The following is a 23126-nucleotide window of genomic DNA, read 5'->3' as shown; positions in this document are numbered from 1 at the left end:
GGCAAGCCAATAGTGATCAAGGCGCCCCAGGGCGCCTTTTTCTTTGTCTTTCAGGGATTTTTCAGCTGGTCGACGACTGCGAGAACAGTCTCGGCCGCGTTTTCCTCAGGCGGCCGTTCCACCGCCATCTCGCGATAGACGATGTCGAGATCGGCCAGCACGGCGGCGCGGGTCCGTTCATCCGTGACGAGCTGCCATGCCAGCCGCCCGATACGCTCGGGACGGATCTGGTCCTGGAGATATTCGTGCACGATCACCCGGTCGGCAATCAGGTTCGGCAGAGCCGCCGACCAGGTCTTGATCACATGCGGCGCAATCTGGCTGGCGATGAAATCGAGCCGGTAGAGCGAGATGGCGGGTATGCCGGCAAGGGCAAGTTCCAGAAGCACCGTGCCTGACGCGGCGATCGCCACGTCGGCCTTGCCGAACGCGTCCCACTTGGCGTCGTCGCCGACGACGGTCTCCACCTCGAAGGACCATCTGGCCGTCGTCTCCGCGATCATCTCCTCTCGACCCGGCGCGACGGGAAGCACAAAGCGCACATAGGCGCCGAGTCGTTCCTTGAGCACCTCCGCCGACCTGCCGATATCGTCTGCAAGCCGCGAAATCTCGCCACGCCGCGACCCCGGCAGCAGCAAGCAGGTCGCCGGCGTCTCCTTTCCGGGAAAGCTGCCGTGCCGCTTCATCTGCGCGTCCCTTGCAGCTTGAAGACCCGGCAGTCCGGTCAGGCGATGCCCCACATAGGTCAGCGGCGGGCCACCCAGTTCCATCACCACCTCGGGCTCGAACGGAAAAACGCCGAGCACATGGTCGATATAGCCGGTCATGGCCCTGGCGCGGCCGGGCTTCCAGGCCCACACGGTGGGACAGACATAATTGATGATCGGCAGATCCGGCAGCGCATTGCGAACCCGTCTGGCCACCCGGTGGGTGAAATCCGGACTGTCGACGATCACAAGGCAATCGGGCCGCTCCGCTATGATCGCGTCCGCCGTCTGCCGGATGCGCCGGATCAAGGACGGCAGTTTTGCCAGAACCGCGCTGATGCCCATCAGCGAGAGCTCGGAATAATCGAACAGGCTGTCGAGACCTTCCGCTTCGAGCGCCGGTCCGCCGACGCCGAAAAGTTCGGGCGCATGGCCCTGCTTCTCTCCGAGCGCCCGGACAAGGCCCGCCCCCAGCAGATCACCGGAATGTTCTCCCGCGATGATGGCGAGCCGGCCGATCATGTGCGGACATCCTCGCGTGCGTCGATGCCAGTGATGAACAGACCCGCCTCGTCGGCTGCGGCAATCGCTACGTCACGTTCGAGAACGAGCGCCCGGCCGACCTCGATGGCGATCCCTGCAAGTCCCGCAGCCTTCGCGCCCTGCACCGTTCCCGGCCCGATCGACGGAAGGTCGGCGCGCATGTCCTGCGCCGGCTTGCACATCTTCACGAGAACGCCCTGATGCCGGCGGCTGATACGGCCGCTCGCACGCATGTCGGCCACACGCGCAAGCATGCCGTCCGTCCCCTCAGGGCCTTCGAGCGCCACGACCCGGCCCGCGACGGCTACCGCCCCCTGGCCGATATCGAGATCGCCCAGCGCCAGGGCTGCTTCACGCGCGACGGCGATATCCTTGCGGTGGGCATCGGTGGGGCGCACCGAACCGAGCGCGCCGGGAGAGGCAAGAAGACCTGGCACGACCTCGTGGGCGCCGATGACCTCGACACCCTCGGCCTCGAACAGACTGATGGCGATACGCAGGATCTTGTCGTCACCGGCACCGGCCAGGGCGCGGATGACGTTTCCTGCCTGGCCGAGCGTCTTCCAGGTCGGCCGCAGCTCGCGCAGTTCAGGGCGATGGCGCACCCCGCCGGTCATGATCAGGCGGCCCACACCATGCCTGCGGAAAAACCGGCTTATGCCGCTCAGGTCGCCGATGGAGAAAGGCTCGTGCGTGAAGCCGGCCCAATCCTGGTCGGCCTCGTTCCTGAGCGCCACGATAACCGGCTCGTCGCCCGAAGCCCGCGCGGCCTGGGCCACCTCGACCGGCATGCGGCCATAGCCGCAGATAAGGGCCAGACGGCCCCTCTCGCAGGCGGCGGTCAGTTCTTGTGGCTCCGGGCCGGCGAAGTCAGTCCGCATTTGCGATCGCTTTCGATGAAGGCGACGATGTCGGCGATGGCCGGATTGGAGATGCCGGCGGATTTGATCTGCTCCACGCCGTCCTTGATGGTCGGCGCAGTCTCGAAGATAGCCTTGAATGCGTTGCGAACCTCATGGATCGCCGCACGGTCCATGCCACTGCGCTTCATCCCCACGACGTTGAGGCCGCCCAGATAGGCCGGACCGCCATTGACCATGCCATAGGGAATAACGTCAGCGGTGACCGCCGACAAGCCGCCGATGAACGCGTGATGGCCGACCTGGCTGAACTGCTGGATCGCGGCACCGCCGCCCATGATGACGCGATCGCCGATGGTGACGTGACCGGCCAGCATCACATTGTTGGAGAGAATGACGTTGTCGCCGACATGGCAATCATGGGCGACATGGGAATAGGCCAGGAACAGGCCATTGTCGCCAACCGTCGTCTTGCCGCCATGGGCGGGCATGCCGGGATGCATCGTCACCCCTTCGCGGATGACGCAGTTCCTGCCGATGACGAGTTCGGTATCCTCACCCTTGTAATGGACGTTCTGCGGCGCGCAGCCGAGCACGGCCTGCGGGAAGACGTGACCGCCCTCGCCGATTGTCGTGCGGCCTTCGATGACCACATGGCTCATGATCCTGGTGTTGTTGCCGATGGTGACCTTCGAGCCGATGAGGCAGAAGGGACCGATCGTAACATTTTCGCCGATGGTCGCGCCGTCCTCGACAATGGAACTGGGGTGAATACGGGCGCTTGCAGCGATTGTCATTATGCGTCGCCTTCCTGTTCGGCGAGCATTGCACCGACATCCGCCTCGGCGGCCTTCATGCCGCCGACCATGGCGTCGCAATGGAATTTCCAGATATTGCCGCGCTGCTTGATCTTGGTGACGTGAAACTCGATCTGGTCACCCGGCACGACCGGCTTGCGGAAGCGGGCATTGTCGATCGTCATGAAGAACACGTTCTTCGCGCCGCCACCGGAAATACGCGCACAGATGGCGCCGGCGGTCTGTGCCATGCCCTCGATGATGAGAACGCCGGGCATGATCGGGTTGTTCGGGAAATGGCCGGTGAAATGCGGCTCGTTCATCGTCACGTTCTTGATGCCGATGGCCGAATTGTCGCCGTCGATCTCGATGATCCTGTCGATCAGCAGAAAGGGATAGCGATGCGGCAGAAGCTGCATGATTTCAAGGATATCGGCTGTTCCCAGCTCGCTTTTCGGCGTGTCCGTCATTGTTCGGTCCTGCCCTTCTTCCCGGTCTCGAGTTGCTTGGCGCGCGCGATCGCTTCCAGCCCGTCGCGAATAACACCGCGCAAGGGCCTGGCCGGTATGCCGCCCCACTGCGCGCCCGCCGGCACATCGCCGTGAACGCCCGTAAAGCCGGCAATCACCGCGCCGTCGCCAATTGATATATGGCCGTTGATGCCGGTGCCCCCACCGATCATCACTCCGTCGCCGATTGTCGCACTTCCGGCAATCCCGATGGTACCAGCGAGCGCACAATGGCGACCGATGCGCACATTGTGGCCAATCTGAACCAGATTGTCGATTTTGGTACCTTCGCCGATCACCGTATCATCCATCGCGCCGCGATCCACCGCCGTATTGGCCCCGATCTCGACATCGTCCTGGATCACCACGCGCCCGACCTGCGGCAGCTTCGCCAGCCCCCGGGCACCTGCGGCATAGCCGAAGCCGTCGCCGCCAAGCCGCACACCGGCGTGAATGATGACGCGATTACCGATGAGCGAATGAAGGATCGAGGCATTGGCCCCGATCGTGCAGTCACGGCCGATCCGCGTGCCCGGACCGATAACCGCATTGGCCAGAACGACCGAACCGGATCCGATCTCGACATCACGGCCGATTACCGCGCCGGCCTCGACGGTGACGTTCTCCTCGAGCCGGGCCTCGGGGTCGATCACCGCGTGGGGCGAAATCCCGCTCTCGCTCGTGATGCGAACGAGATTCATGGCTTCCGGATAGAGAAGTGCGGCGGCAATCGCGAAAGCGGATTCCGGATTTCCGACGACGAGCGCCGCGGTCTGCGTCGGGACCTTGTCAGCAAGGGCTTCCGTGCAGAAGACGGCCGAGGCGGCCGATTTCTCCAACTGCTCCAGCGACCTGCGCGACTTGATGAAAGTGACTTCACCCTCGGCGGCACGCGCCAGCGGGGCTATGCGGAAAATCTGCGTCTCGCCCATTTCCGGACGAACGAGATCGGCTCCGCAAGCTTCGGCCAGATGAGAAATGCTCAGGCCTGCGGAACCGGAAAAATAATTGTTGGGGGCCATATGTGGACCAGTGCAGTGATAGAAGGCATGTGCGCCGCGACGAAGTTCGCGACGCCTGCCCGGCCTCTTAGAAGCGGGTGGACGCTCCGAAGCCGATCTTCTTGGTTTCGTCGAACTTTTCCTTGACGACCGGCTCTGCGTAATAAATGCGCAGCGGGCCGAACGGAGAAGCCCAGGTCAGGCCGACACCGACAGACGCACGGAATTCAAGGTCCGCGCCGACAACGGTCTGAGGAGTACATCCGCCACAGCTCAAATCGGCTGCGGCAATGTCGTTGCCGAAGAGCGTACCGGCATCGGTAAAGACGTTCATGCGCAGGCCGAGATCACGCGAGATGAGCGGCAGCGGCGCCGAAACTTCCAGCGAACCGTTGAAATAGGTCGTGCCACCGGCGGATTCCAAGAATTTGCCACCCTCCTGCAGACGCGGGCCGAAGCCTCGGCTGTCGAAGCCGCGGATCACGTCCTGGCCGAGGAAGAAGTGGTCGAAGACGTTCAGGTCATCGCCCGTGCTGACGACATGACCGGCGCCGACGGACACCGAACCGATGATGTCCTGGCTTTCGCTGAGCATCTGGAAATAGGTCGCCTTGGCGGTCGCCTTGATATATTCGGCGTCCCCGCCGAGACCGGCATATTCCAACGCAAAACGGGCCGCGATGCCTTCGCGGGGCAGCTGGTTGTCATCAAGCGTGTTGAAGGACAGACCGGCAGTCAGCGACGAGGTGATGCGATCGCCCGCGTCAACCGTATTGAAGAACGGATTACTGTTGAAATCATCAGGATCAGGAGATTCGCCGTCGTAGTCCGTCTGGTTCAGCTTGTAGGCAAGCGAAGCGGAGAGATCTTCGGTGATCGGAGCCGCGATACGCAGGTTCACGCCCTGGTCGATACGGTTGAAGCCGTCGAAGCTCGAATCCTCGTTCTTGTAGACGTCGAAGCCTGCGGCCAGACGGTAACCGAGGAAGTAGGGTTCGGTGAACGAAACCGAGTAGGTCTGGGTATCTTCGCCCTTGCCGATCGAACCGCGGATGAACTGGCCGCGACCGAGGAAGTTCTTCTCGGTAATGTCGAGAGTGGCGGAGAAACCGTCGGTGTTCGAATAACCGCCACCGATACCGAATTCGCCGGTCGGCTGGTCCTTGACGTTGACCACGAGGATCACGCGATCGGGCTCGGTACCCGGACGGGTCGAGATGTCGACCGTTTCGAAGAAGCCGAGCGATTCAAGGCGCTTCTTGGCGCGGCGCACCAGAACCTGGTTGAACGCGTCACCTTCGGCGAGATCGAACTCGCGGCGGATCACGTAGTCGCGGGTCCGGGTGTTGCCGATGATCTCGATGCGCTCGACATAGGCACGGGTGCCTTCATCGACGAGATAGGTCACCGAAATGGTGCGGTTGGCGAAGTCGCGGTCGCCGCGCGGTGTAACCTGCGCGAAGGGATAGCCCATGCCGGCCACGCGGTCGGAAATGGCGAGGATCGAGTCCTCGACGTCTTCCGCGCTGTAGACGTTGCCCGAGCGGGTTTCCAGAAGGCCGCGAAGCTCTTCCGTGTTCAGCCCCGAAACCGTCGATTCGATGTTGATGTCACCGAAGGTATAGCGTTCGCCTTCCTCGACGGTGATCGTCACGACATACTCGTTGCGCGCCTCGTCGAGCTCCGCGAAGGAGGAGAGAACGCGGAAATCGGCGTAGCCGTGATTGTAGTAGAAGCGGCGCAGCAGCTCTTCGTCGGCGCGCAGCTTGTCTTCGTCGTACACGTCCTTGCGGGTCAGGAACGACAGGAGGCCCGAACGCTTGGTGGCAATGACATCAGCCAGACGGCCATCGCCGAAAGCCTGGTTGCCGACGAAATTGATCGCCGAGATCTTGGTACGGTCGCCTTCGTTGATTTCGAAAGCGATGTTCACGCGGCCGCCATTGACCGGAACCAGACGCGTACTCACCGTCGCATCGGAGCGACCGATGGCGTTGTAGGCTTCCTTGATGGACTCGACGTCGGCCTGGAGGATTTCCTCGTTATAGGCACCCAGTGGCTGCATCTGCACGACGCGCTTCAGCTGCTCGTCCTTGAGCTTCTTGTTGCCGTTGAAAACGACCTGGTTGACGATCTGGTTTTCCGAAACCGAGACGATCAGCGCTCCACCCGACACGCTGATGCGAACGTCGGAGAACAGGCCGGTCGAGAACAGCCGCTTGACCGATTCGTCGATGTCGTTGTTGTCGAACGACGTCCCCGGCTGAATGGTGACATTGTTGCGGACGGTAGAAGCATCGACGCGTTCATTGCCGCGGACTTCGATCCGGTTGATGACTGCCGCCTCGGCGACTGCAACCGCAGAGAGGGTCGCGATGCCTGCTCCGGAGACGACAATACCTGCCGACAGCGCAACCGCCGACACTGCGTTCAAGAGATTTGAACCGGCCTTCATGAATCTGCTTACCTTTTTACCCAATGTCCCCGGCAGCGAGAGCTCGCCCTGAGTCACTCAAGAGCCGTTTTAACTGCTTTTAACCCACAAGCAAGACTGCTGGTTAATTTCTGTTTACTTCGTCTGCAGTCGTGACCAAAACGCCACGCCTGCTTTTCTTTAAGCTTAACAACCCACTAAGGAACGGTCCCCGATTCCTAGCCGATCAACATACTGACGTCGTTCCAGGTGGCGAACAACATCAACGACACGACAGCCGTGAGACCGATTCTGAACGCCCACTCCATGGTGGCGTCGCCCAGTGGCCGACCCAAGACCGCCTCTATGGCATAGAAGACCAAATGTCCACCGTCGAGCATCGGAACCGGCATCAGATTGAGCAGCCCGATGGACACGGAAAGCACCGCCGCAAGCTGGATGAGCGCCACCCATCCGAGCGTCGCCATCTGGCCCGAAACCTGGGCGACCCGAATCGGGCCGCCGAGCTGGTCGGCCTTCTCACGCCCCACGATGATGTTCTTGATGTAGCCGAAAGTGCGGGCGACGATGAACCAGCTCTCCTTGGCGCCCTCGCCCACGGCCTCCACCGGCGTGTAGTGCTCGACGCGGAAATCGCCGCTGTCGCGGTTTGTCACCACGCCGATCTGGCCGACTTCCATCTTGTTGCCGAACTCGTCCTCGATCTCGGTACGCACCGGCGTCAGCTCGACGTCGATCATCTGCCCGTCCCGCTCGATGGTCAGATCCATCGGCACGCCCGGACGCGGCGCCACATAGCGACGCACATCCTCGAAGGTGCGCATGGCCTCCCCGTCGATGGAAACGAAGCGGTCGCCCGGCAGCAGACCGGCGGCGGCGGCGGCACTCTCGGGCCGGACTTCGGCGACAACCGGGTCGGCGATCATCCGGCCGTTCAAGCTGAAGAAGACGGCAAAGATCGCAATGGCGAGAATGAAATTGGCGACAGGACCGGCGGCGACCGTCGCCGCCCGGCGCCACAGCGAAGCACCGGGGAAGGATTGCGCCCTTTCCGCGTCGGACATCCGGCTGACGGCATCGGCATCGGGAACGCTGGCCGCATTCTCGTCGCCCAGAAACTTCACATAGCCGCCGAGCGGGATGGCGCAGATCTTCCAGCGCGTGCCGTGGCGATCGTTAAACCCGATCAGTTCGGCGCCGAAACCGACCGAAAAGGCCTGCGCGCGAATACCGCACCAGCGGCCCACCAGATAGTGGCCAAGCTCGTGGAAGAACACGACGATCGTAAGAACGATCAGAAACGGCAGGATGTATCCGGTGAGCAAACCCCAGATACTGGTGAGAAATTCCATAGGTCCCGTCCTGTCTCCCAACCGCCGACACCATGGCGACGGACTGGCAATCCAAATGCTTCACGCTGCCCTTAATTACCGAGCAACCTTGCGGCAAGCTCCCCACTTGCCTGGCCGGATGTCAGCGGCGGCAACGCAACTGCTAATATAAAAGCTGCAAAAGCGGCAAAGACAAGGCCGTCGACACGATCCATCACGCCGCCATGGCCGGGAATGAGCCGGCTCGAATCCTTCACCTTGAACCGGCGCTTGACCCAGCTCTCGAACAGGTCGCCGCATTGCGAGGCGATCGAGAGAACGAGTGCGATGATCGGGACGGAAAAGCCGCCGCCCTGTCGCAGCGTCAGCGCCACCGCGAGCCCGGCACCAACGCCTGCAACCGTGCCGAAGATCGCGCCGGACCAGGTCTTGCCCGGCGAGATGGATGGCGCGAGCTTCCTGCCGCCGATGGCCCGGCCGCAAAAATAGGCAAGGATGTCGGTGGCCCAGACGATGGCGATGATGAAGAGCATCGCGTAGAGCCCGTAGATCCCGACGCCGCGCAGGCCCGCAAGGGCAATGGCGAACAGTCCGGAATAGACGATTGCGACGGCCGCCCACGGAGCCGTGCGGTTGCGCCACGCCGGCAGCGCGGCAATCAGCGCGCCGATCACGACGGCAGCCAGCGCGTAGGCGGGCCAGGCGATGACCACCAGGACCGCCGCAAGCGCGACGGTCACCCAGCCGACGATTCGCTCCGCCGGCTCGCGCGTGGCGAGATCGGTAATGGTGGAGAACTCATAATAGATCAACAGCCCGAGCAATGCCGACAGACCGCGAAACCATATCCCGCCGACCCATGTTATCAGCAGAACCGGGATCGCCAGAAGAACTGCGGAAATGATTCGGAGCCGCAGCTCTCGGCTCATCATGATCCCACAGCCAGGTCTGGCGCAGGGACAGCGCCGAAGCGCCGGTCACGACGGGCATATTCCTCGAGCGCGTCGCGGAACTGCGAACGATCGAAATCCGGCCACAGGCAGGTCGCGAACACGAATTCGGCATAAGCGGCCTGCCACAGCAGGAAGTTGGAAAGCCGCTGTTCGCCGCTCGTACGTATGACCAGATCCGGATCGGGAATGCCGGCGGTATCGAGCACGCCGTCGAGCGCATCCTCGCTGATATCCTCCGGCTTCAACCGCCCCTCGGCGACGTCGACGGCAAGCGCCCTGGCGGCGCGCACGATCTCGTCACGGGAACCGTAGTTGAATGCGATCACCAGGTTCGGCCCGGTATTTTCCCGCGTCCGCTCCTCAGCCTGGTCGAGAAGCGCGCGGATGTCGCTCTGCACCGTCGAACGGCAGCCGATCACCCGCACCCGGACATTGTTGGAATGGAGTTCGTCGAGATCGCGCTTGATGAAGAGCTTCAACAGCCCCATCAGGTCGGAAACCTCTTCCTTGGGCCGGTTCCAGTTTTCCGACGAGAAGGCGTAGAGGGTTACATACTCGATCCCGAAATCCTGCGCGGCCCGCACCACCTCGCGCACGCGCTCGACCCCGACCTTGTGGCCGGCCGTGCGAGGCAGGTTGCGCGCACGCGCCCAGCGTCCGTTGCCATCCATAATGATGGCGACGTGACGCGGCAGTTTTGTCGGGTCGAGCCCCTGCATGATCGACAGTTCCTCCCGGGAACCCTGGCCAACGCCCGGATGCCGGACGACTAGACCTGCATGATTTCCTTTTCCTTATCGGCCAGCAGACGGTCGACTTCGGTAATCACCTCGTCGGTCATCTTCTGGACGCGATCGGAATCGCGGCGCTGATCGTCCTGGCTGATGTCGCCGTCCTTCTCAGCCTTCTTCAGGTCATCCATACCATCCCGGCGCACGTGACGCACGGCAACCTTGGCGTTTTCCGCGTAAGTGTGGGCGACCTTCACAAGTTCCTTGCGGCGCTCCTCGTTGAGCTCCGGCAGCGGAATGCGCAGATTCTGGCCATCGACGATCGGATTGAAGCCCAGATTGGCCTCGCGGATGGCCCGGTCGACAGCGCCGACCATCTGCTTGTCCCAGACCGATACGGAAATCATGCGCGGCTCGGGCACGGTGACGTTGGCCACCTGGTTGAGCGGCATCTTCGAGCCGTAGGCCTCGACCTGTACCACATCGAGAAGGTTGGACGACGCACGGCCGGTTCTCAGCGATGCCAGATCGCTCTTGAATGCCGCGATCGCGCCATCCATGCGCCGCTGGATGTCCTTGAAATCAATTCCCTCACTCATGCTTGTCTTCCTTCTGTCTTCCGCCGTGAGCGCTACGCGAACCGAAGCCCTTTCCGGTTCGCTCCGCCCGCCGGGCCTACTTGTCCTTGACGATCGTGCCGCGAACCTCGCCGGCGACGATCTTGGCGAACGCGCCCTTCTCGTGGATCGAGAACACGATGATCGGAATGGAATTTTCGCGCGCCAGCGCCACCGCTGCAACATCCATGACGGCAAGTCCCTTTTGCAGCACTTCCTCGTGGGTCAGCGTATCGAAACGGGTAGCCGTCGGGTCCTTCTTCGGATCGGCCGAATAGATGCCGTCCACCTGGGTGCCCTTGAGGATTGCCTGGGCGCCGATCTCGGCACCGCGAAGCGCTGCCGCCGAATCGGTTGTGAAAAACGGGTTGCCGGTGCCGCCGGCGAAAATGACCACCTTGCCGCGCTCCAGGTGATGGAGCGCCGCACGCTGCGAGAAGCTCTGGCAGATTTCCGGCATGGAAATGGCCGACAGCACCTCGCAATCGACGCCGAGCTTGCGCAGCGACGTGGCGAGCGCCAATGCATTGATGACGGTCGCCAGCATGCCCATGTGGTCGCCGGTGACGCGGTCGCCGCCCTTGGAGGCCACGGCGACGCCGCGGAAGATGTTGCCGCCGCCGACGACGACGCCGACCTGGACACCCATGGCCCGGACTTCGGCGATGTCGCCCGCCATCCGGTCAGCGACGGTGACGTCGATCCCGAATCCCTGCTCTCCCATGAGAGCCTCCCCCGAAGCCTTGAGAAGAACTCGCTTGTAGACGGGGGTGGGCTGGGTCATCTCTTTTACTTCCATTCTGTTTGAGCCCGGATACACGAAGGGCACCGCGTTGTCACGCGATGCCCTTCGGTTTTCAAACGCTTGTGCGCGTAGCGCGCATCGCCTCAGCCCTTGGCGGCGGCGGCGACTTCTGCTGCGAAATCGCTCTCTTCCTTCTCGACGCCTTCGCCGAGGGCGAGTCGCACGAAGCCGGTGACTTCGATCGGAGCGCCGACTTCGGCTTCAGCGGCCTTGACGGCTTCGCCGACGGTCTGGTCCGGATTGATCACGAAAGCCTGCGAGAGAAGGGCAACTTCCTCGTAGAACTTGCGCATGCGGCCTTCGACCATCTTTTCGATGATGTTTTCCGGCTTGCCGGATTCACGAGCCTGCTCGATGAAGACATTGCGTTCGCGGTCGGCGACGGCCGGGTCCACGGCATCCTTGTTGAGAGCCAGCGGTGCGGTTGCCGCAACGTGCATGGCGACCTGGCGGCCGATGGCGTTCAGGGCATCGGTGTTGCCGGTCGACTTGAGCGCGACGAGAACGCCGAGCTTGCCGAGATTGTCGGAAACGGCGTTGTGGATGTAGGTGGCAACCACGCCGGCTTCGACCGAAAGCTTGGCCGAACGGCGGAAATTGAGGTTTTCACCGATCTGGCCGACGGCGTCCTTGACGGTGTCGGTGACCGACTTGCCCGAAGAAGCGACGGTCGCAGCCGAAACGGCTTCGACCGAACCGTCGGTCGAAAGAGCGGCCTGCGCCACATCGCGAACGAGCGCCTGGAAGGCGTCGTTGCGGGCCACGAAGTCGGTTTCGGAGTTGACTTCGACGACGACGGCTTCGGTGTCGCCCGACGCAATGCCGATCAGGCCTTCGGCGGCGGTACGGCCGGCCTTCTTGTCAGCCTTCGAGATGCCCTTGGCGCGCAGCCAGTCGATGGCCGCTTCCATGTCGCCATTGGTCTCTTCGAGAGCCTTCTTGCAGTCCATCATGCCTGCGCCGGACTTCTCGCGCAGTTCCTTCACCATCGCAGCGGAAATGCTCATAATTGCCTCTTGTAGATATAGGCGGGGCTGCCATTGGCGGCGCGCCCGCAACATCGGCGCTCAAAGCGCCATACGGATATCGGTCCCGGCAGGCTTACTGCCGGAACCGTATGAAACCTGTGTGTCAGGCGTTGTCGGCTTCGGCGGCCGGAGCTTCCTCGATGGCCTGTTCGGCCGGAGCTTCGGCGGCTGCACCGATGTCGACACCGGCTGAACCCTGCTGACGGGCGATACCGTCGATGCAGGCGCGGCTGATCAGGTCGCAGTAAAGCGACAGGGCGCGCGAGGCGTCGTCATTGCCCGGAATCGGGAAATCGACGACGTCCGGGTCGCAGTTGGAATCGATCACGGCCACGACCGGGATGCCGAGACGCTTGGCTTCCTGGATGGCGATCGATTCCTTGTTGGTGTCGATCACGAACATCAGGTCCGGTGTGCCGCCCATGTCGCGGATACCGCCGAGGGCGCGGTGCAGCTTTTCACGCTCGCGCTCGAGGTTCAGGCGTTCCTTCTTGGTGAAACCCTGGGCGTCGCCGCCGAGAATTTCGTCGAGCTTGCGCAGACGCTGGATCGAGTTCGAGATGGTCTTCCAGTTGGTCAGCATGCCGCCGAGCCAGCGGGCGTTGACGAAATACTGGGCCGAACGCTCGGCCGCATCGGCAACGATGTCGGCTGCCTGACGCTTGGTGCCGACGAAGAGAACGCGGCCGCCCGAAGCGACGGTGTCGGAGACGACCTTCAGCGCCTGGTGCAGGAGCGGAACGGTCTGGCCGAGGTCGATAATGTGAAGATTGTTGCGATCGCCGAAGATGTACGGCTTCATCTTCGGGTTCCAGCGGTGAGTCTGGTGGCCGAAGTGGACGCCTGCTTCAAGAAGCTGGCGCATGGTAAAATCAGGCAATGCCATGCCTTTTCTCCTGTTTCCGGTTGGACCTCCGCGGAACGTCAGCGCCCGAACCATTCAGGCGCCACCGGCGGAACGAACCGGATTTCTCCCGGACCGTCCCATGCTCCGCGTGTGGAATGCGGCTGGCCATACAGAAAAAACCCCGGCACTGCAAGCCTGCAAGGCCGGGAAAGCGCCATCTCGGCCAGGGAACTGCTCAGTTGGCGCAGGGCTCGGTATCGAGATATTCGAGTTCGGACAATTCGCCCTCGAGTGCGAACTCGCCGTAATCCATCGTCAGGTCGCGGGTAATCCCGTTGCGATAGAGCTTGAAGGCGATCGAATAGATCGGCAGGCCGTCGCCCTCGCCTTCCTCGTTGAAATAGGAGATCGAGACCGGCCAGAACCGCTCCTTTTCGAGCGGCTTGGCTTTCGCAAGTTCGGGATCGCCGGCTTCCGCACCCTGTTCCTTGCCGATCACTGTCGTCGTCATCAGCGACTCGTCGGCCTCGTCGGACCCGTCGAAGATGCGCGACTGGTAGAAAGTATCGCCGGCTTCGGCCTTGTCGAGGAGTTCCAGCAGGTGTTCGGTCGGAAACAATGCCGGCGCCAGGTCGATCTCTTCGTTCTTCGGTTGGTCGAGATCGACCTTGAGGTCGGCTCCCTCGACATTCGCCGTCCCCTTGATTTCGTGATCCAGCGAATCGTTCACATAGGACTTGGTCACGAAATCGAAGCGATGGTCGCGGATATCCTCGTAAGTGGTGGTCTGCTGGTCGGTCACACGCACCGCCTCGCCCGTATCGATCTGCGTGACGAAACGGAACTGCACCGTGTAGCCGTCGCATTGCGAGCCGTTGAACTCGTAGACCATCCGCCCGCGCATATTGTCGATGCCGGAGCGCTCGGAGGCTTCCTTCAACGAAAGATCGTAAACCGCCCGGTGCGGCACCAGATCGGAAGGCCCTGCCAGGGCCGGCGTCAGGCCGGCGCCCAGTACGGCCCAGCACATCACCATCAAGCGCATGCGTTTTGCTCCTGTCGAATCCCGAGCCGAATGATATATGGAGATTGCCCGGATTGGCGAGGTCGTATTCGCCAACCACTTCTGATTGCCAGCATAAAAGCGGAGAAATCATGTCCGAGACGATCGCATCACGGCTCGCCGAACGCAGGATCGAACTGCCCGAGGCCGCAGCCCCCGCAGCAAACTACCTGCCCTATGTCCAGACAGGCAACATCCTCTACATCTCCGGACAGCTTCCGCTCAAGGACGGCAAGCTCGCAGCCAGCGGCCTTTGCGGCCGGGACGTGGATACAGAAGCCGGCGCCAGGGCGGCGGAAATCTGCGCCATCAACATCCTCGCCCAGGCCAAGGCCGCGCTCGGCGGTGATTTGGAAAAAGTCGCTCGCGTCGTCAAGATCACCGGTTTTGTCGCCTCGACGCCGGATTTCACCGAACAGCACCTCGTTCTCAACGGTGCCTCGAACCTGATTGCCGGCATCCTGGGCGAACCGGGCAAGCATGCGCGCGCCGCGGTCGGCATGGCGAGCCTTCCGCTCAATGCCGCTGTCGAGATCGAAGCCATCATCGAGGTGAAATGACAAGATGGGCCGGTACAGGGGCGATCTGAACTGGCTGACGGCGCGCCCAATCGCGCATCGCGGCTATCACGACATGAACAACGAGGTGTGGGAGAACACGCTGTCGGCCTTCGACCGTGCGATCGAGAGAGATTTCGCCATCGAGTGCGATCTGCAACTTGCCTGCGACGGCGTGCCGGTGGTCTTCCACGACGATGATCTGAGCCGGCTCTGCGGACTGCAGGACGACGTGCGCCTCCTGACGTCGCAGGAACTGGCCATGAAGCGTATCGGCCGGACGAAGGATGCGATCCCGACGCTCGGAAAACTGCTCGACCGCGCCGCCGGTCGGGTCCCGATCGTTCTGGAACTGAAAGGCCGCAAGGGCGAGGATGACGGCTTCGTCGGAGCCGTGCTCGAGGAGCTCGAAGATTATGATGGCCCCGTCGCCATCATGTCCTTCGATCACTGGCTGCTCGAGGAACTTGTCGAACTCGATTGCCCCTACCCCGTCGGCCTGACCGCCGAGGGTATTCGCGAGGAAAAATTCGCCGAGCACGAGCAGATGATGAAACTGGGCCTCGACTTCGTCTCCTACGGCATTCTGCACATGCCCAACCGCTTCATCACCGAAGCGAGACGAGCCGGAACGCCGGTGATCACCTGGACTGTTCGCACGCCCGACATGCGCGAGCGCACCGAACAGGAAGCCGATCAGATGACGTTCGAGGGCTTCGACCCCGACGCCGCGTGATCCGAAAACCGGCGGTGGCGAGATCGGTCCGAACACGCCATCGCTTGCGACTTGCATTCACATCTCGGGGACTTAGATTCCATTGGAACGGCCGCTGCGGCCCCGCCTCCCGAACGGACATTTGATGACTTCCGAACCCGTCGAATACACGCTTCGCACCGTTGCGGAATTTTCCGATATTGCCCGGAATGAATGGAATGAGCTTTCGGGCTCAAGCAGAGCCGAAACTTTAACGGATTATTACAACCCATTCATTTCACATGCCTATCTGTCTTCGCTTGAAGAATCCGGAACTGTATCCGCCGACACCGGCTGGATGCCGCGGCACCTCGTTCTGGAGGATGAGGCGGGAAAGCTGCTCGGCGCATTGCCCGCCTATATCAAGAGCCACTCGATGGGTGAATATGTCTTCGACCATGCCTGGGCGGATGCCTATGAGCGCGCCGGCGGCCGCTACTATCCGAAGCTGCAATCCTCCATCCCCTTCACCCCCGCGACCGGCCCACGCCTGATCGCCCGCAAGGGCATCGATCCCGATCCGGTTCGCCACGCCCTTGCCGCCGGAGCGCGAACCCTGACCGAACGTCTCGGCCTGTCGTCGGCGCACGCGACATTCGTGCCGGACGACGAATTGCCGGCCTTCGAGGAGGAAGGTTTTCTCCATCGCACCGACCAGCAATTTCACTTCACCAATGAGGGCTACGGCTCTTACGACGATTTCCTCGAGACACTCGCCTCGCGCAAGCGCAAGAACCTGAAGAAGGAACGCCGGACCGCGCTCGAGAACGGAATCGAAATCGACTGGCTGACGGGAACGGACCTGACCGAGAACATCTGGGACACGTTCTTCGCCTTCTACATAGACACGGCGGGCAGGAAATGGGGCCGGCCCTATCTCAACCGACGGTTCTTTTCACTCATCGGCGAACGCATGCGCGACGACATCCTGCTCGTCATGGCCAAGCGTGACGGCCGCTACATTGCCGGCGCGATCAATTTCATCGGCTCGGATACACTCTTCGGGCGTCACTGGGGCTGCGTCGAGGATCACCCCTATCTGCACTTCGAGGTCTGCTATCATCAGGCGATCGATTTCGCGATCGACCGGAAGCTGCGGACCGTCGAGGCCGGCGCCCAGGGCGAGCACAAGCTGGCGCGCGGCTATCTGCCGGTGACCACCCATTCGGCCCACTTCATTGCCCATCCGGGACTGCGCGATGCGGTCGCCAACTATCTCGACCACGAGCGGCGTGACGTCGAGATGGTCAGCGAAGCCCTGACGCAGCACGGGCCGTTCCGCCGAGGCGAACTCTCGGGCGAAGACTGAGCCATCGGACTGTCGGTCCGATTGACTTGCCTTGCGCGGGCGATAGAACGGCAGTCGAAACGATCGAGACGAGGAGAAACCCGGATGACCACGCCCGCCTACGAAGACGACAATATCTTTGCGAAAATCCTGCGCGGCGAGATCCCGGCGGTCAAACTCTACGAGGACGACGACACGCTTGCCTTCATGGATGTGATGCCGCAGGCACCGGGCCATCTTCTGGTGATCCCGAAATCGCCCTCGCGCAACCTCCTCGACGCCGATCCAGAGGTTCTCGCCAGGACCATTCCGGTGGTGCAGAAACTGGCGAAAGCCGCAAGGAAGGCTTTTGACGCGGATGGCGTCTTTATCGCCCAGTTCAATGAGCCGGCGGCCGGACAGACCGTCTTCCACCTCCATTTCCATGTCATTCCGCGGCATGAGGGCCAGGTTCTCAAGCCGCATTCGGGCGGCATGGAAGACATGGATGTGCTGAAGGCCAATGCGGAGAAAATCCGCGCGGCCCTGTAAGTGCCGCTCACGATTTCGCATAAACACCAGGAACGGCCATGCTTTTGCCATGTCCCGTCGGTCCATACATGCTGGCGTCGACCGGACGCGGCACATTCGAAGTGAAGAAGTGAACGCCCATGCAAGCTGCCATCATCGCCATGATGATCCTCGGCTGTGACGACAGCGCCACGCAATGTCATTATCTCGATCAGAGCGCCAAGCGCTGGCAGACGGTTAGTGCTTGCGACGCCGAGACCGAGGAACGCCTGAAAGCCTATTCGGATCACAGATATCCGGTCATCATCGCGATCTGCCAGCCGCCCACCGACCCGAACGAGTTGATTGCCGAGGCCACGGGCGAAGAGGCCGATGGTGCGGGCGGGGTTGCGCCGCGGGTCAACGAACCGAAAGCCGAACAGGACCTCGCCGAGGATGGGCCGCCCGCGAACCACGAAGAGGCGCGGGATGAAAGCGGCATCACCGCGACGGTTCTCAGGCAGATCCGCTCGGCATTGCCCGAGAAGGAAAGCGTGAAGGACGTGGTCACCGCGCCGATCCGCTTTGCGGGCGAAGGCTATTCCTGGGTGGTCAGGCGTTTCGAGGACTAGGAAATCTCAGCCTGTGGTGAGGACGCGTCCGACGACGATCAGGATGATCGCGGTGCCGATGCCCACCCACGGCCGCTTGCCGGCAACCAGAAAAACCGCAAATCCGATCACTGCCGAACCGATGCGCAGCCAGAGCGGGAAATTCGCGAGTTCGCCATTCGGATAGATGATCAGCTTGGCGATCACCGCGGCCACGAGCGCGGTAGCGACAGACCTGACCCAGATCAGGAACGCCGAATCGTCGCGCAACCTGTTGCCGACCAGAACGCCCAGCCAGCGCCACATGTCGGTCGCGATCCAGCCCGCGATGCCGATATAGAGAAAGGGCCACCACCAGGCGTCGAGCGAGTTCCAGTTCATGGCTCCACCCTGCCCGGTTCGTCCGTCCGTGCGGACGCGTTCGCCTGCCGGACACGGATCAGCCGCTCGATCCCGAAGGCGATCGTGCCGCCGACGATGCCGGTGTAGAGAATGTCGAATTCCGGTGCGACCTGATGGAAGACCGGCGCCAGGACCACCCCGACGATCATCGCGATATAGACCGACATGTCCCGCGCCGATGCCCAGATCGAGGTGATGAAATAGATCGGCGTCAGGAAAAACAGCGTGCCCGCGGCAAGCGGAGGAAGCGCGCCGACGAGATTGTAGCCGAATCCGACGATCATCATGTTGCAGCTCGTCAGCGTCATGCCGAACCCGGCGAAGAACTTGACCCTGTGTTCCGGCGGCACCTTCGCGATCCGCTCCATCGTGAAGACCCAGGAGGTCACCGCAATGAAGTGCGAGACGGCCAGGAGCGCGATCGTCCGCGTCTTGCGGGTGCGGATTTCGGGAATGAGCGCGGCCACCATCGGCATTAGGCGGATGGACGACAGGGTGACGGTGAGAAAGGCTGCCGGAAGCGCGGCGCTGCCGAGTGCTGAGGTGACCAGCAGAACCATCGCAGGCAAGGCCCAGACCGATCCGGTCATGAACACCGCTTCCGCGCGCGTGATGCCAGATTCCACCGCAAAGCCGGTGAATCCCACGAAAGAGCAGAAGAGAATGAAGGCCGGAAGCGAGACGATGCCGCGCATTCCCCGGAAGAACCAGTAGGAACCGCCGGCCGGTTTGGCGGGTGACTGCATGCCCGTTTGGTAGACCTTTTTTCAGCGGGCCGCAAAAGCAATTTCGCACGAGCCCGCCCTCGGCGCCTCAGTCGATTGCGCCATTTGTAGCGAAGAGCGCTTCGATTACCCCGTCCCGCGCACGAAAACCGGGCGGCGTCTCCTGCCTCTCGCTGTCGCGGATCAGGCGGGCGAACACGACCTTGCGGCCGTCCTTCTCCGCCCAGCCGACAAACCATCCGAAGGGCTGGCCGCGCAGCAATTCGCCGTCATCGCCTCTCGGCAGCCCCGCACCGGTCTTGCCATGCACATGCCAGCCGTCGCCCTTCATCCCATAATCGGTGATTGCCGCGGTATTCGCCACGGCCTCCGGGCTGACCGGCAGCTGCCCGCCGATCATCCGGCGAAGAAAATCCACCTGCTCGCGCGGCGAGATTTCAAGCGACGAACTCAGCCAGGCCTGGGTCAGGCCATTGTGTTTTCCGGGATCGCCCGACACATCGGCATTGCCGTATCCGAAGGCCTCGGTGTAGCGCCGGTATGCCTGCTCGCCGAGCGTCTGCGTCACCTGCTGCGAATACCAGACGACGGAATATTTCATCCAGCGCGCCGGTGTGGTCGCCTGTTTCCATTCAGGCCGCCAGTCGGCATAGCCCTCCTTGAAGGCGAGTTCCGGCGCTTCGGGCGATTGAAGGACGCCGCTGTCGAAACCCATCAGGGCGATCGCGATCTTGAAGGTGGAGGCCGGCGCCATGCGGCCGGCGCAATCGCCTTCCTCCAACAGGACCTCGCCGCTCTGGGCATCTGTCGCCAGTGTGCAGACCACCCGTGTCCGGGCAAGTGCCGTCGATGCCCCGATTGCGAGAAACGCCGCAGACACCATCAGAAGTCGCCGCATGAAGGATCCCCTCTTCGAAAATTCTCCGCCGAATGATCAGCACAAACAAAAATGCCCCGGCGATGACCGGGGCATCCTGAACCGTGGAAAACGGTTATTTCTTGCGCGGTACCTTCGGCACCGTGCCGGAACGCTTGGCGGCAGGCTTGTTCTCGCCCTCGCCGTCCGATGCCTTCGACGACCCGCTCTCGGCGGTCGCTTCCGCATCGGGTTTCTTCGGCGGGCTCTTCTTTGCCGGGGTCTTGCGCGTCGTCTTGGCCTTGGTCGTCGACTTCGATTTCGACGTCGACTTGCCCGGATCTTCCTTCTTCGGCTTCACCGGAGCTTCCGCAGGGATCGCCTCGAGCAGCAGACCGCGCGTTCCGTTGTCACGCGTTCCCACGGTCACCTTGACCGTGCCGCCATCCTTGAGCTTGCCGAAGAGCAGCTCGTTGGCGAGCTCCTTCTTGATGTGCTCCTGGATGACGCGGCCGAGCGGACGTGCGCCCATGCGCTCGTCATACCCCTTTTCGGCCAGCCACTTGATTGCGTCCTCGCCGAGATCGAAGGTGACATTGCGCTCGGCGAGCTGGGCTTCCAGCTGCATGACGAACTTCTGCACCACCATGTTGACGACCTGCGGCGGCAGCGGCCCGAACGGGATGATGGCGTCGAGACGGTTGCGGAATTCCGGCGTGAACAGCCGGTTGATTGCCTCCATGTCGTCGCTGTCGCGCTTGGACGAGCCGAAACCGATATTGGCCTTGGCAAGATCGGCGGCGCCCGCATTGGTCGTCATGATGAGAATGACGTTGCGGAAGTCGATCTTCTTGCCGTTGTGGTCGGTCAGCGATCCATGGTCCATCACCTGCAGCAGGATGTTGAACAGGTCCGGATGTGCCTTCTCGATCTCGTCGAGCAGCAGCACGCTGTAGGGATGCTGATCGACGCCGTCGGTCAGAAGACCGCCCTGATCAAAACCGACATAGCCAGGAGGCGCGCCGATGAGACGCGAGACCGTGTGCCGCTCCATGTATTCCGACATATCGAACCGCAGGAGCTCCACGCCGAGCGAAGAGGCAAGCTGACGGGCGACCTCAGTCTTGCCGACGCCGGTGGGGCCGGAGAACAAATAGCTGCCGATCGGCTTGTCGGGTTCGCGCAGGCCGGCCCGCGCCAGGCGGATAGCCGCAGTCAACGCGTCGATCGCCGGATCCTGGCCATAGACGACCGAGCGCAGTTCCTTGTCGAGATTGGCGAGAACGGTCTCGTCGTCCTTCGACACGGTCTTGGCCGGGATGCGGGCCATGGTGGCAATGGTCGCCTCGATATCCGTTTCGGTGATCTTCTTCCGCCGCTTGGATTCCACGAGAAGCATCTGCGAGGCACCGGTTTCGTCGATCACGTCGATTGCCTTGTCCGGCAGTTTGCGATCGGTGATGTAGCGTGCCGAGAGTTCGACGGCAGCCTTGATGGCCTCATCCGAATACTTGACCTTGTGATACTCCTCGAAATACGGGCGCAGGCCCTTGAGGATCTCAACGGCATCGTCGAGCGTCGGCTCGTTGACATCGATCTTCTGGAAGCGACGGACGAGCGCCCGGTCCTTTTCGAAGAACTGGCGGTATTCCTTGTAGGTGGTCGAGCCGATGCAGCGGATCGCGCCGGACGACAGCGCGGGCTTGAGCAGGTTGGACGCATCCATCGCGCCGCCCGAGGTGGCGCCGGCACCGATGACGGTGTGGATCTCGTCGATGAACAACACCGCGCCGGGCATGTCCTCGAGTTCCTTGACCACCTGCTTCAGGCGCTCCTCGAAATCCCCGCGGTAACGCGTGCCCGCCAGAAGCGAGCCCATGTCGAGCGAGTAGATGGTGGAGTCCTGCAAAACTTCCGGCACGTCGCCCTCGACGATGCGCTTGGCAAGACCTTCGGCGATCGCGGTCTTGCCGACGCCGGGATCGCCCACATAAAGCGGATTGTTCTTCGAGCGGCGGCACAGGATCTGGATCGTCCTGTTGACCTCGTCCATGCGGCCGATCAGCGGATCGATGCGACCGTCCTGGGCCTTGTCATTGAGGTTGACGCAATAGGCGGTGAGCGCATCCGGGCCCTTCTTCTTGGCCGTTTCCTCGCCCTCGCCTATCGTCTTGTCCTCCTCGCCCTCGGTATCCGCACCGCGCACCGTGCGTTCCTCTCCCGCGCCGGGGCGCTTGGCGATGCCATGGGAAATGAAATTGACGGCGTCGTAGCGGGTCATCTCCTGCTCCTGCAGGAAATAGGCCGCATGGCTTTCGCGCTCCGCGAATATCGCCACCAGCACGTTGGCGCCGGTCACTTCCTCGCGACCCGACGACTGGACGTGGATGACGGCGCGCTGAATGACGCGCTGGAAGCCCGAGGTGGGCTTGGAATCCTCGTTATAGCCGGTGATGAGATTGTTGAGTTCCTTGTCGACATACTCGACCACCGTGGTGCGCAGCTCGTCGAGATCGACATTGCATGCGCCCATCACGGCAGCCGCATCGGGATCCTCGATGAGCGCGAGCAACAGATGCTCGAGCGTTGCATATTCATGGTGACGCTCATTGGCGAGTGTGAGCGCCTGATGGATTGCCTTTTCAAGGCTGGGAGAAAAACTTGGCACGTTCGGACCTCACTTCTTTTCCATCACGCATTGCAACGGATGATGGTTCTCCCGAGCGAAATCCATCACCTGTGTGACCTTGGTTTCCGCCACCTCGAAAGTAAAGACGCCGCATTCGCCAACGCCGTGATTATGAACATGGAGCATGATGCGCGTCGCCTGTTCACGATCTTTCTGGAAGAAATGTTCGAGCACATGGATCACGAATTCCATGGGCGTGTAGTCGTCATTGAGCAGCAGCACCCGATAGAGGCTGGGGCGCTTGATATCCGGGCGTGTTTTCGTGATCACCTGAGTGCCGCGTTCCGGCGGCGTATTCCCGGTCTTCTTGTCGGCCTGCATGACGAGGGGTTTGGCTGGTTTCATCAAAATCCGCATTCCCGTCGGTCACCTTCCTCGGCCCGGAAGCGGTCCGGACCGTGCAATTCGCTTGAATGCGTAATTTAATCCTTCCTGAGGCGATTTTAAGCCCCCAATCTCAACAGGCACGGATTTTTGTTCGCGATTGCAACCAGACCGCTTGCCGGCGGACGCGTCGCGCCACCGCAGC

General features: G+C 62.1%; 24 protein-coding genes. 5 read left to right on the top strand and 19 right to left on the bottom strand.

What is annotated here, in order from left to right:
- Window positions 1-50 precede the first annotated feature (50 nt).
- The 14 genes from lpxB to E2A64_RS12885 all read right to left on the bottom strand — a co-directional run bounded on the left by lpxB (window position 51) and on the right by E2A64_RS12885 (window position 14208).
- On the bottom strand, window positions 51-1229 hold the full coding sequence (lpxB, locus tag E2A64_RS12950) for a lipid-A-disaccharide synthase (RefSeq protein WP_133284885.1): 1179 nt from the start codon (window positions 1227-1229) through the stop codon (window positions 51-53).
- Entirely contained in the window at window positions 1226-2131 is a 906-nt protein-coding gene (locus E2A64_RS12945) for an LpxI family protein (RefSeq protein ID WP_133284884.1), read from the bottom strand. The genes lpxB and E2A64_RS12945 overlap by 4 nt, the downstream gene beginning before the upstream one ends.
- Window positions 2092-2910 (bottom strand): acyl-ACP--UDP-N-acetylglucosamine O-acyltransferase, encoded by an 819-nt coding sequence (lpxA, locus tag E2A64_RS12940; protein ID WP_174235802.1) that lies wholly within the window; start codon window positions 2908-2910, stop codon window positions 2092-2094. Before lpxA ends, E2A64_RS12945 begins: the two co-directional genes overlap by 40 nt.
- Window positions 2907-3377 (bottom strand): 3-hydroxyacyl-ACP dehydratase FabZ, encoded by a 471-nt coding sequence (gene fabZ, locus E2A64_RS12935; RefSeq protein ID WP_133284882.1) that lies wholly within the window; start codon window positions 3375-3377, stop codon window positions 2907-2909. Before fabZ ends, lpxA begins: the two co-directional genes overlap by 4 nt.
- The gene (lpxD, locus tag E2A64_RS12930) at window positions 3374-4438 is read right to left on the bottom strand and encodes a UDP-3-O-(3-hydroxymyristoyl)glucosamine N-acyltransferase (protein WP_133284881.1); all 1065 of its coding nucleotides are present in this window, start codon (window positions 4436-4438) and stop codon (window positions 3374-3376) included. The genes fabZ and lpxD overlap by 4 nt, the downstream gene beginning before the upstream one ends.
- A gap of 67 nt (window positions 4439-4505) precedes the next feature.
- Entirely contained in the window at window positions 4506-6872 is a 2367-nt protein-coding gene (gene bamA / locus E2A64_RS12925; RefSeq protein WP_133284880.1) for an outer membrane protein assembly factor BamA, read from the bottom strand.
- Window positions 6873-7069: 197 nt separating this feature from the next.
- Window positions 7070-8203, bottom strand: a complete 1134-nt coding sequence (gene rseP, locus E2A64_RS12920) for an RIP metalloprotease RseP (protein WP_133284879.1) — start codon at window positions 8201-8203, stop codon at window positions 7070-7072.
- Window positions 8204-8274: 71 nt separating this feature from the next.
- Window positions 8275-9111: a phosphatidate cytidylyltransferase gene (locus E2A64_RS12915; RefSeq protein ID WP_133285069.1), complete on the bottom strand. Its 837-nt coding sequence runs from the start codon at window positions 9109-9111 to the stop codon at window positions 8275-8277.
- On the bottom strand, window positions 9111-9854 hold the full coding sequence (locus tag E2A64_RS12910; RefSeq protein WP_133284878.1) for an isoprenyl transferase: 744 nt from the start codon (window positions 9852-9854) through the stop codon (window positions 9111-9113). The genes E2A64_RS12915 and E2A64_RS12910 overlap by 1 nt, the downstream gene beginning before the upstream one ends.
- Window positions 9855-9904: 50 nt before the next feature.
- Window positions 9905-10465, bottom strand: a complete 561-nt coding sequence (gene frr / locus E2A64_RS12905; protein WP_133284877.1) for a ribosome recycling factor — start codon at window positions 10463-10465, stop codon at window positions 9905-9907.
- Window positions 10466-10541: 76 nt separating this feature from the next.
- Entirely contained in the window at window positions 10542-11267 is a 726-nt protein-coding gene (pyrH, locus tag E2A64_RS12900; RefSeq protein WP_133284876.1) for a UMP kinase, read from the bottom strand.
- A 104-nt stretch (window positions 11268-11371) separates the two neighbouring features.
- Entirely contained in the window at window positions 11372-12295 is a 924-nt protein-coding gene (tsf, locus tag E2A64_RS12895) for a translation elongation factor Ts (RefSeq protein ID WP_133284875.1), read from the bottom strand.
- A gap of 124 nt (window positions 12296-12419) precedes the next feature.
- The gene (gene rpsB, locus E2A64_RS12890; protein ID WP_133284874.1) at window positions 12420-13202 is read right to left on the bottom strand and encodes a 30S ribosomal protein S2; all 783 of its coding nucleotides are present in this window, start codon (window positions 13200-13202) and stop codon (window positions 12420-12422) included.
- A 196-nt stretch (window positions 13203-13398) separates the two neighbouring features.
- Window positions 13399-14208: a cell envelope integrity EipB family protein gene (locus E2A64_RS12885; protein ID WP_133284873.1), complete on the bottom strand. Its 810-nt coding sequence runs from the start codon at window positions 14206-14208 to the stop codon at window positions 13399-13401.
- A 110-nt stretch (window positions 14209-14318) separates the two neighbouring features.
- On the opposite strand from E2A64_RS12885, the gene E2A64_RS12880 reads away from it, so the two are divergent.
- The 5 genes from E2A64_RS12880 to E2A64_RS12860 all read left to right on the top strand — a co-directional run bounded on the left by E2A64_RS12880 (window position 14319) and on the right by E2A64_RS12860 (window position 17946).
- Window positions 14319-14786 (top strand): RidA family protein, encoded by a 468-nt coding sequence (locus E2A64_RS12880; RefSeq protein WP_133284872.1) that lies wholly within the window; start codon window positions 14319-14321, stop codon window positions 14784-14786.
- A 4-nt stretch (window positions 14787-14790) separates the two neighbouring features.
- Window positions 14791-15519: a glycerophosphodiester phosphodiesterase gene (locus tag E2A64_RS12875; protein WP_133284871.1), complete on the top strand. Its 729-nt coding sequence runs from the start codon at window positions 14791-14793 to the stop codon at window positions 15517-15519.
- Window positions 15520-15643: 124 nt separating this feature from the next.
- Window positions 15644-16846 carry a GNAT family N-acetyltransferase gene (locus tag E2A64_RS12870; protein WP_133284870.1) on the top strand — a complete coding sequence of 401 codons (1203 nt, stop codon included), beginning with the start codon at window positions 15644-15646 and terminating at the stop codon, window positions 16844-16846.
- 84 nt (window positions 16847-16930) lie between these two features.
- Window positions 16931-17356 carry an HIT family protein gene (locus tag E2A64_RS12865; protein ID WP_133284869.1) on the top strand — a complete coding sequence of 142 codons (426 nt, stop codon included), beginning with the start codon at window positions 16931-16933 and terminating at the stop codon, window positions 17354-17356.
- Between the two features lie 119 nt (window positions 17357-17475).
- Window positions 17476-17946, top strand: a complete 471-nt coding sequence (locus E2A64_RS12860) for a hypothetical protein (RefSeq protein WP_133284868.1) — start codon at window positions 17476-17478, stop codon at window positions 17944-17946.
- A gap of 6 nt (window positions 17947-17952) precedes the next feature.
- Here the strand turns inward: E2A64_RS12860 and E2A64_RS12855 are convergent, their stop codons facing one another.
- The 5 genes from E2A64_RS12855 to clpS all read right to left on the bottom strand — a co-directional run bounded on the left by E2A64_RS12855 (window position 17953) and on the right by clpS (window position 22954).
- Complete coding sequence (locus E2A64_RS12855) at window positions 17953-18306, bottom strand: AzlD domain-containing protein (RefSeq protein ID WP_133284867.1); 354 nt, start codon at window positions 18304-18306, stop codon at window positions 17953-17955.
- Entirely contained in the window at window positions 18303-19073 is a 771-nt protein-coding gene (locus E2A64_RS12850; protein WP_244598272.1) for an AzlC family ABC transporter permease, read from the bottom strand. The genes E2A64_RS12855 and E2A64_RS12850 overlap by 4 nt, the downstream gene beginning before the upstream one ends.
- Before the next feature lie 67 nt (window positions 19074-19140).
- Window positions 19141-19950 (bottom strand): class D beta-lactamase, encoded by an 810-nt coding sequence (gene blaOXA, locus E2A64_RS12845; protein WP_133284866.1) that lies wholly within the window; start codon window positions 19948-19950, stop codon window positions 19141-19143.
- Between the two features lie 94 nt (window positions 19951-20044).
- Window positions 20045-22576 carry an ATP-dependent Clp protease ATP-binding subunit ClpA gene (gene clpA, locus E2A64_RS12840; RefSeq protein ID WP_133284865.1) on the bottom strand — a complete coding sequence of 844 codons (2532 nt, stop codon included), beginning with the start codon at window positions 22574-22576 and terminating at the stop codon, window positions 20045-20047.
- A gap of 9 nt (window positions 22577-22585) precedes the next feature.
- Window positions 22586-22954: an ATP-dependent Clp protease adapter ClpS gene (gene clpS / locus E2A64_RS12835; protein ID WP_428977475.1), complete on the bottom strand. Its 369-nt coding sequence runs from the start codon at window positions 22952-22954 to the stop codon at window positions 22586-22588.
- Between the last annotated feature and the right edge of the window lie 172 nt (window positions 22955-23126).

Origin of the sequence: Pseudohoeflea suaedae, assembly GCF_004354915.1 — a bacterium.
GTDB lineage: Bacteria > Pseudomonadota > Alphaproteobacteria > Rhizobiales > Rhizobiaceae > Pseudohoeflea > Pseudohoeflea suaedae.
Note: the sequence above shows the minus strand (reverse complement) of the source record. Positions and strands in the feature narration are given on the sequence as shown.

Excerpts from the sequence above, each read along its gene's own strand:
- lpxB (WP_133284885.1), bottom strand. The coding sequence starts at position 1,229 with ATGATCGGCCGGCTCGCCATCATCGCGGGAGAACATTCCGGTGATCTG.
- E2A64_RS12945 (WP_133284884.1), bottom strand. The coding sequence starts at position 2,131 with ATGCGGACTGACTTCGCCGGCCCGGAGCCACAAGAACTGACCGCCGCC.
- fabZ (WP_133284882.1), bottom strand. The coding sequence starts at position 3,377 with ATGACGGACACGCCGAAAAGCGAGCTGGGAACAGCCGATATCCTTGAA.
- lpxD (WP_133284881.1), bottom strand. The coding sequence starts at position 4,438 with ATGGCCCCCAACAATTATTTTTCCGGTTCCGCAGGCCTGAGCATTTCT.
- bamA (WP_133284880.1), bottom strand. The coding sequence starts at position 6,872 with ATGAAGGCCGGTTCAAATCTCTTGAACGCAGTGTCGGCGGTTGCGCTG.
- rseP (WP_133284879.1), bottom strand. The coding sequence starts at position 8,203 with ATGGAATTTCTCACCAGTATCTGGGGTTTGCTCACCGGATACATCCTG.
- E2A64_RS12915 (WP_133285069.1), bottom strand. The coding sequence starts at position 9,111 with ATGAGCCGAGAGCTGCGGCTCCGAATCATTTCCGCAGTTCTTCTGGCG.
- E2A64_RS12910 (WP_133284878.1), bottom strand. The coding sequence starts at position 9,854 with ATGCAGGGGCTCGACCCGACAAAACTGCCGCGTCACGTCGCCATCATT.
- frr (WP_133284877.1), bottom strand. The coding sequence starts at position 10,465 with ATGAGTGAGGGAATTGATTTCAAGGACATCCAGCGGCGCATGGATGGC.
- pyrH (WP_133284876.1), bottom strand. The coding sequence starts at position 11,267 with ATGACCCAGCCCACCCCCGTCTACAAGCGAGTTCTTCTCAAGGCTTCG.
- tsf (WP_133284875.1), bottom strand. The coding sequence starts at position 12,295 with ATGAGCATTTCCGCTGCGATGGTGAAGGAACTGCGCGAGAAGTCCGGC.
- rpsB (WP_133284874.1), bottom strand. The coding sequence starts at position 13,202 with ATGGCATTGCCTGATTTTACCATGCGCCAGCTTCTTGAAGCAGGCGTC.
- E2A64_RS12885 (WP_133284873.1), bottom strand. The coding sequence starts at position 14,208 with ATGCGCTTGATGGTGATGTGCTGGGCCGTACTGGGCGCCGGCCTGACG.
- E2A64_RS12880 (WP_133284872.1), top strand. The coding sequence starts at position 14,319 with ATGTCCGAGACGATCGCATCACGGCTCGCCGAACGCAGGATCGAACTG.
- E2A64_RS12875 (WP_133284871.1), top strand. The coding sequence starts at position 14,791 with ATGGGCCGGTACAGGGGCGATCTGAACTGGCTGACGGCGCGCCCAATC.
- E2A64_RS12870 (WP_133284870.1), top strand. The coding sequence starts at position 15,644 with ATGACTTCCGAACCCGTCGAATACACGCTTCGCACCGTTGCGGAATTT.
- E2A64_RS12865 (WP_133284869.1), top strand. The coding sequence starts at position 16,931 with ATGACCACGCCCGCCTACGAAGACGACAATATCTTTGCGAAAATCCTG.
- E2A64_RS12860 (WP_133284868.1), top strand. The coding sequence starts at position 17,476 with ATGCAAGCTGCCATCATCGCCATGATGATCCTCGGCTGTGACGACAGC.
- E2A64_RS12855 (WP_133284867.1), bottom strand. The coding sequence starts at position 18,306 with ATGAACTGGAACTCGCTCGACGCCTGGTGGTGGCCCTTTCTCTATATC.
- E2A64_RS12850 (WP_244598272.1), bottom strand. The coding sequence starts at position 19,073 with ATGCAGTCACCCGCCAAACCGGCCGGCGGTTCCTACTGGTTCTTCCGG.
- blaOXA (WP_133284866.1), bottom strand. The coding sequence starts at position 19,950 with ATGCGGCGACTTCTGATGGTGTCTGCGGCGTTTCTCGCAATCGGGGCA.
- clpS (WP_428977475.1), bottom strand. The coding sequence starts at position 22,954 with ATGCGGATTTTGATGAAACCAGCCAAACCCCTCGTCATGCAGGCCGAC.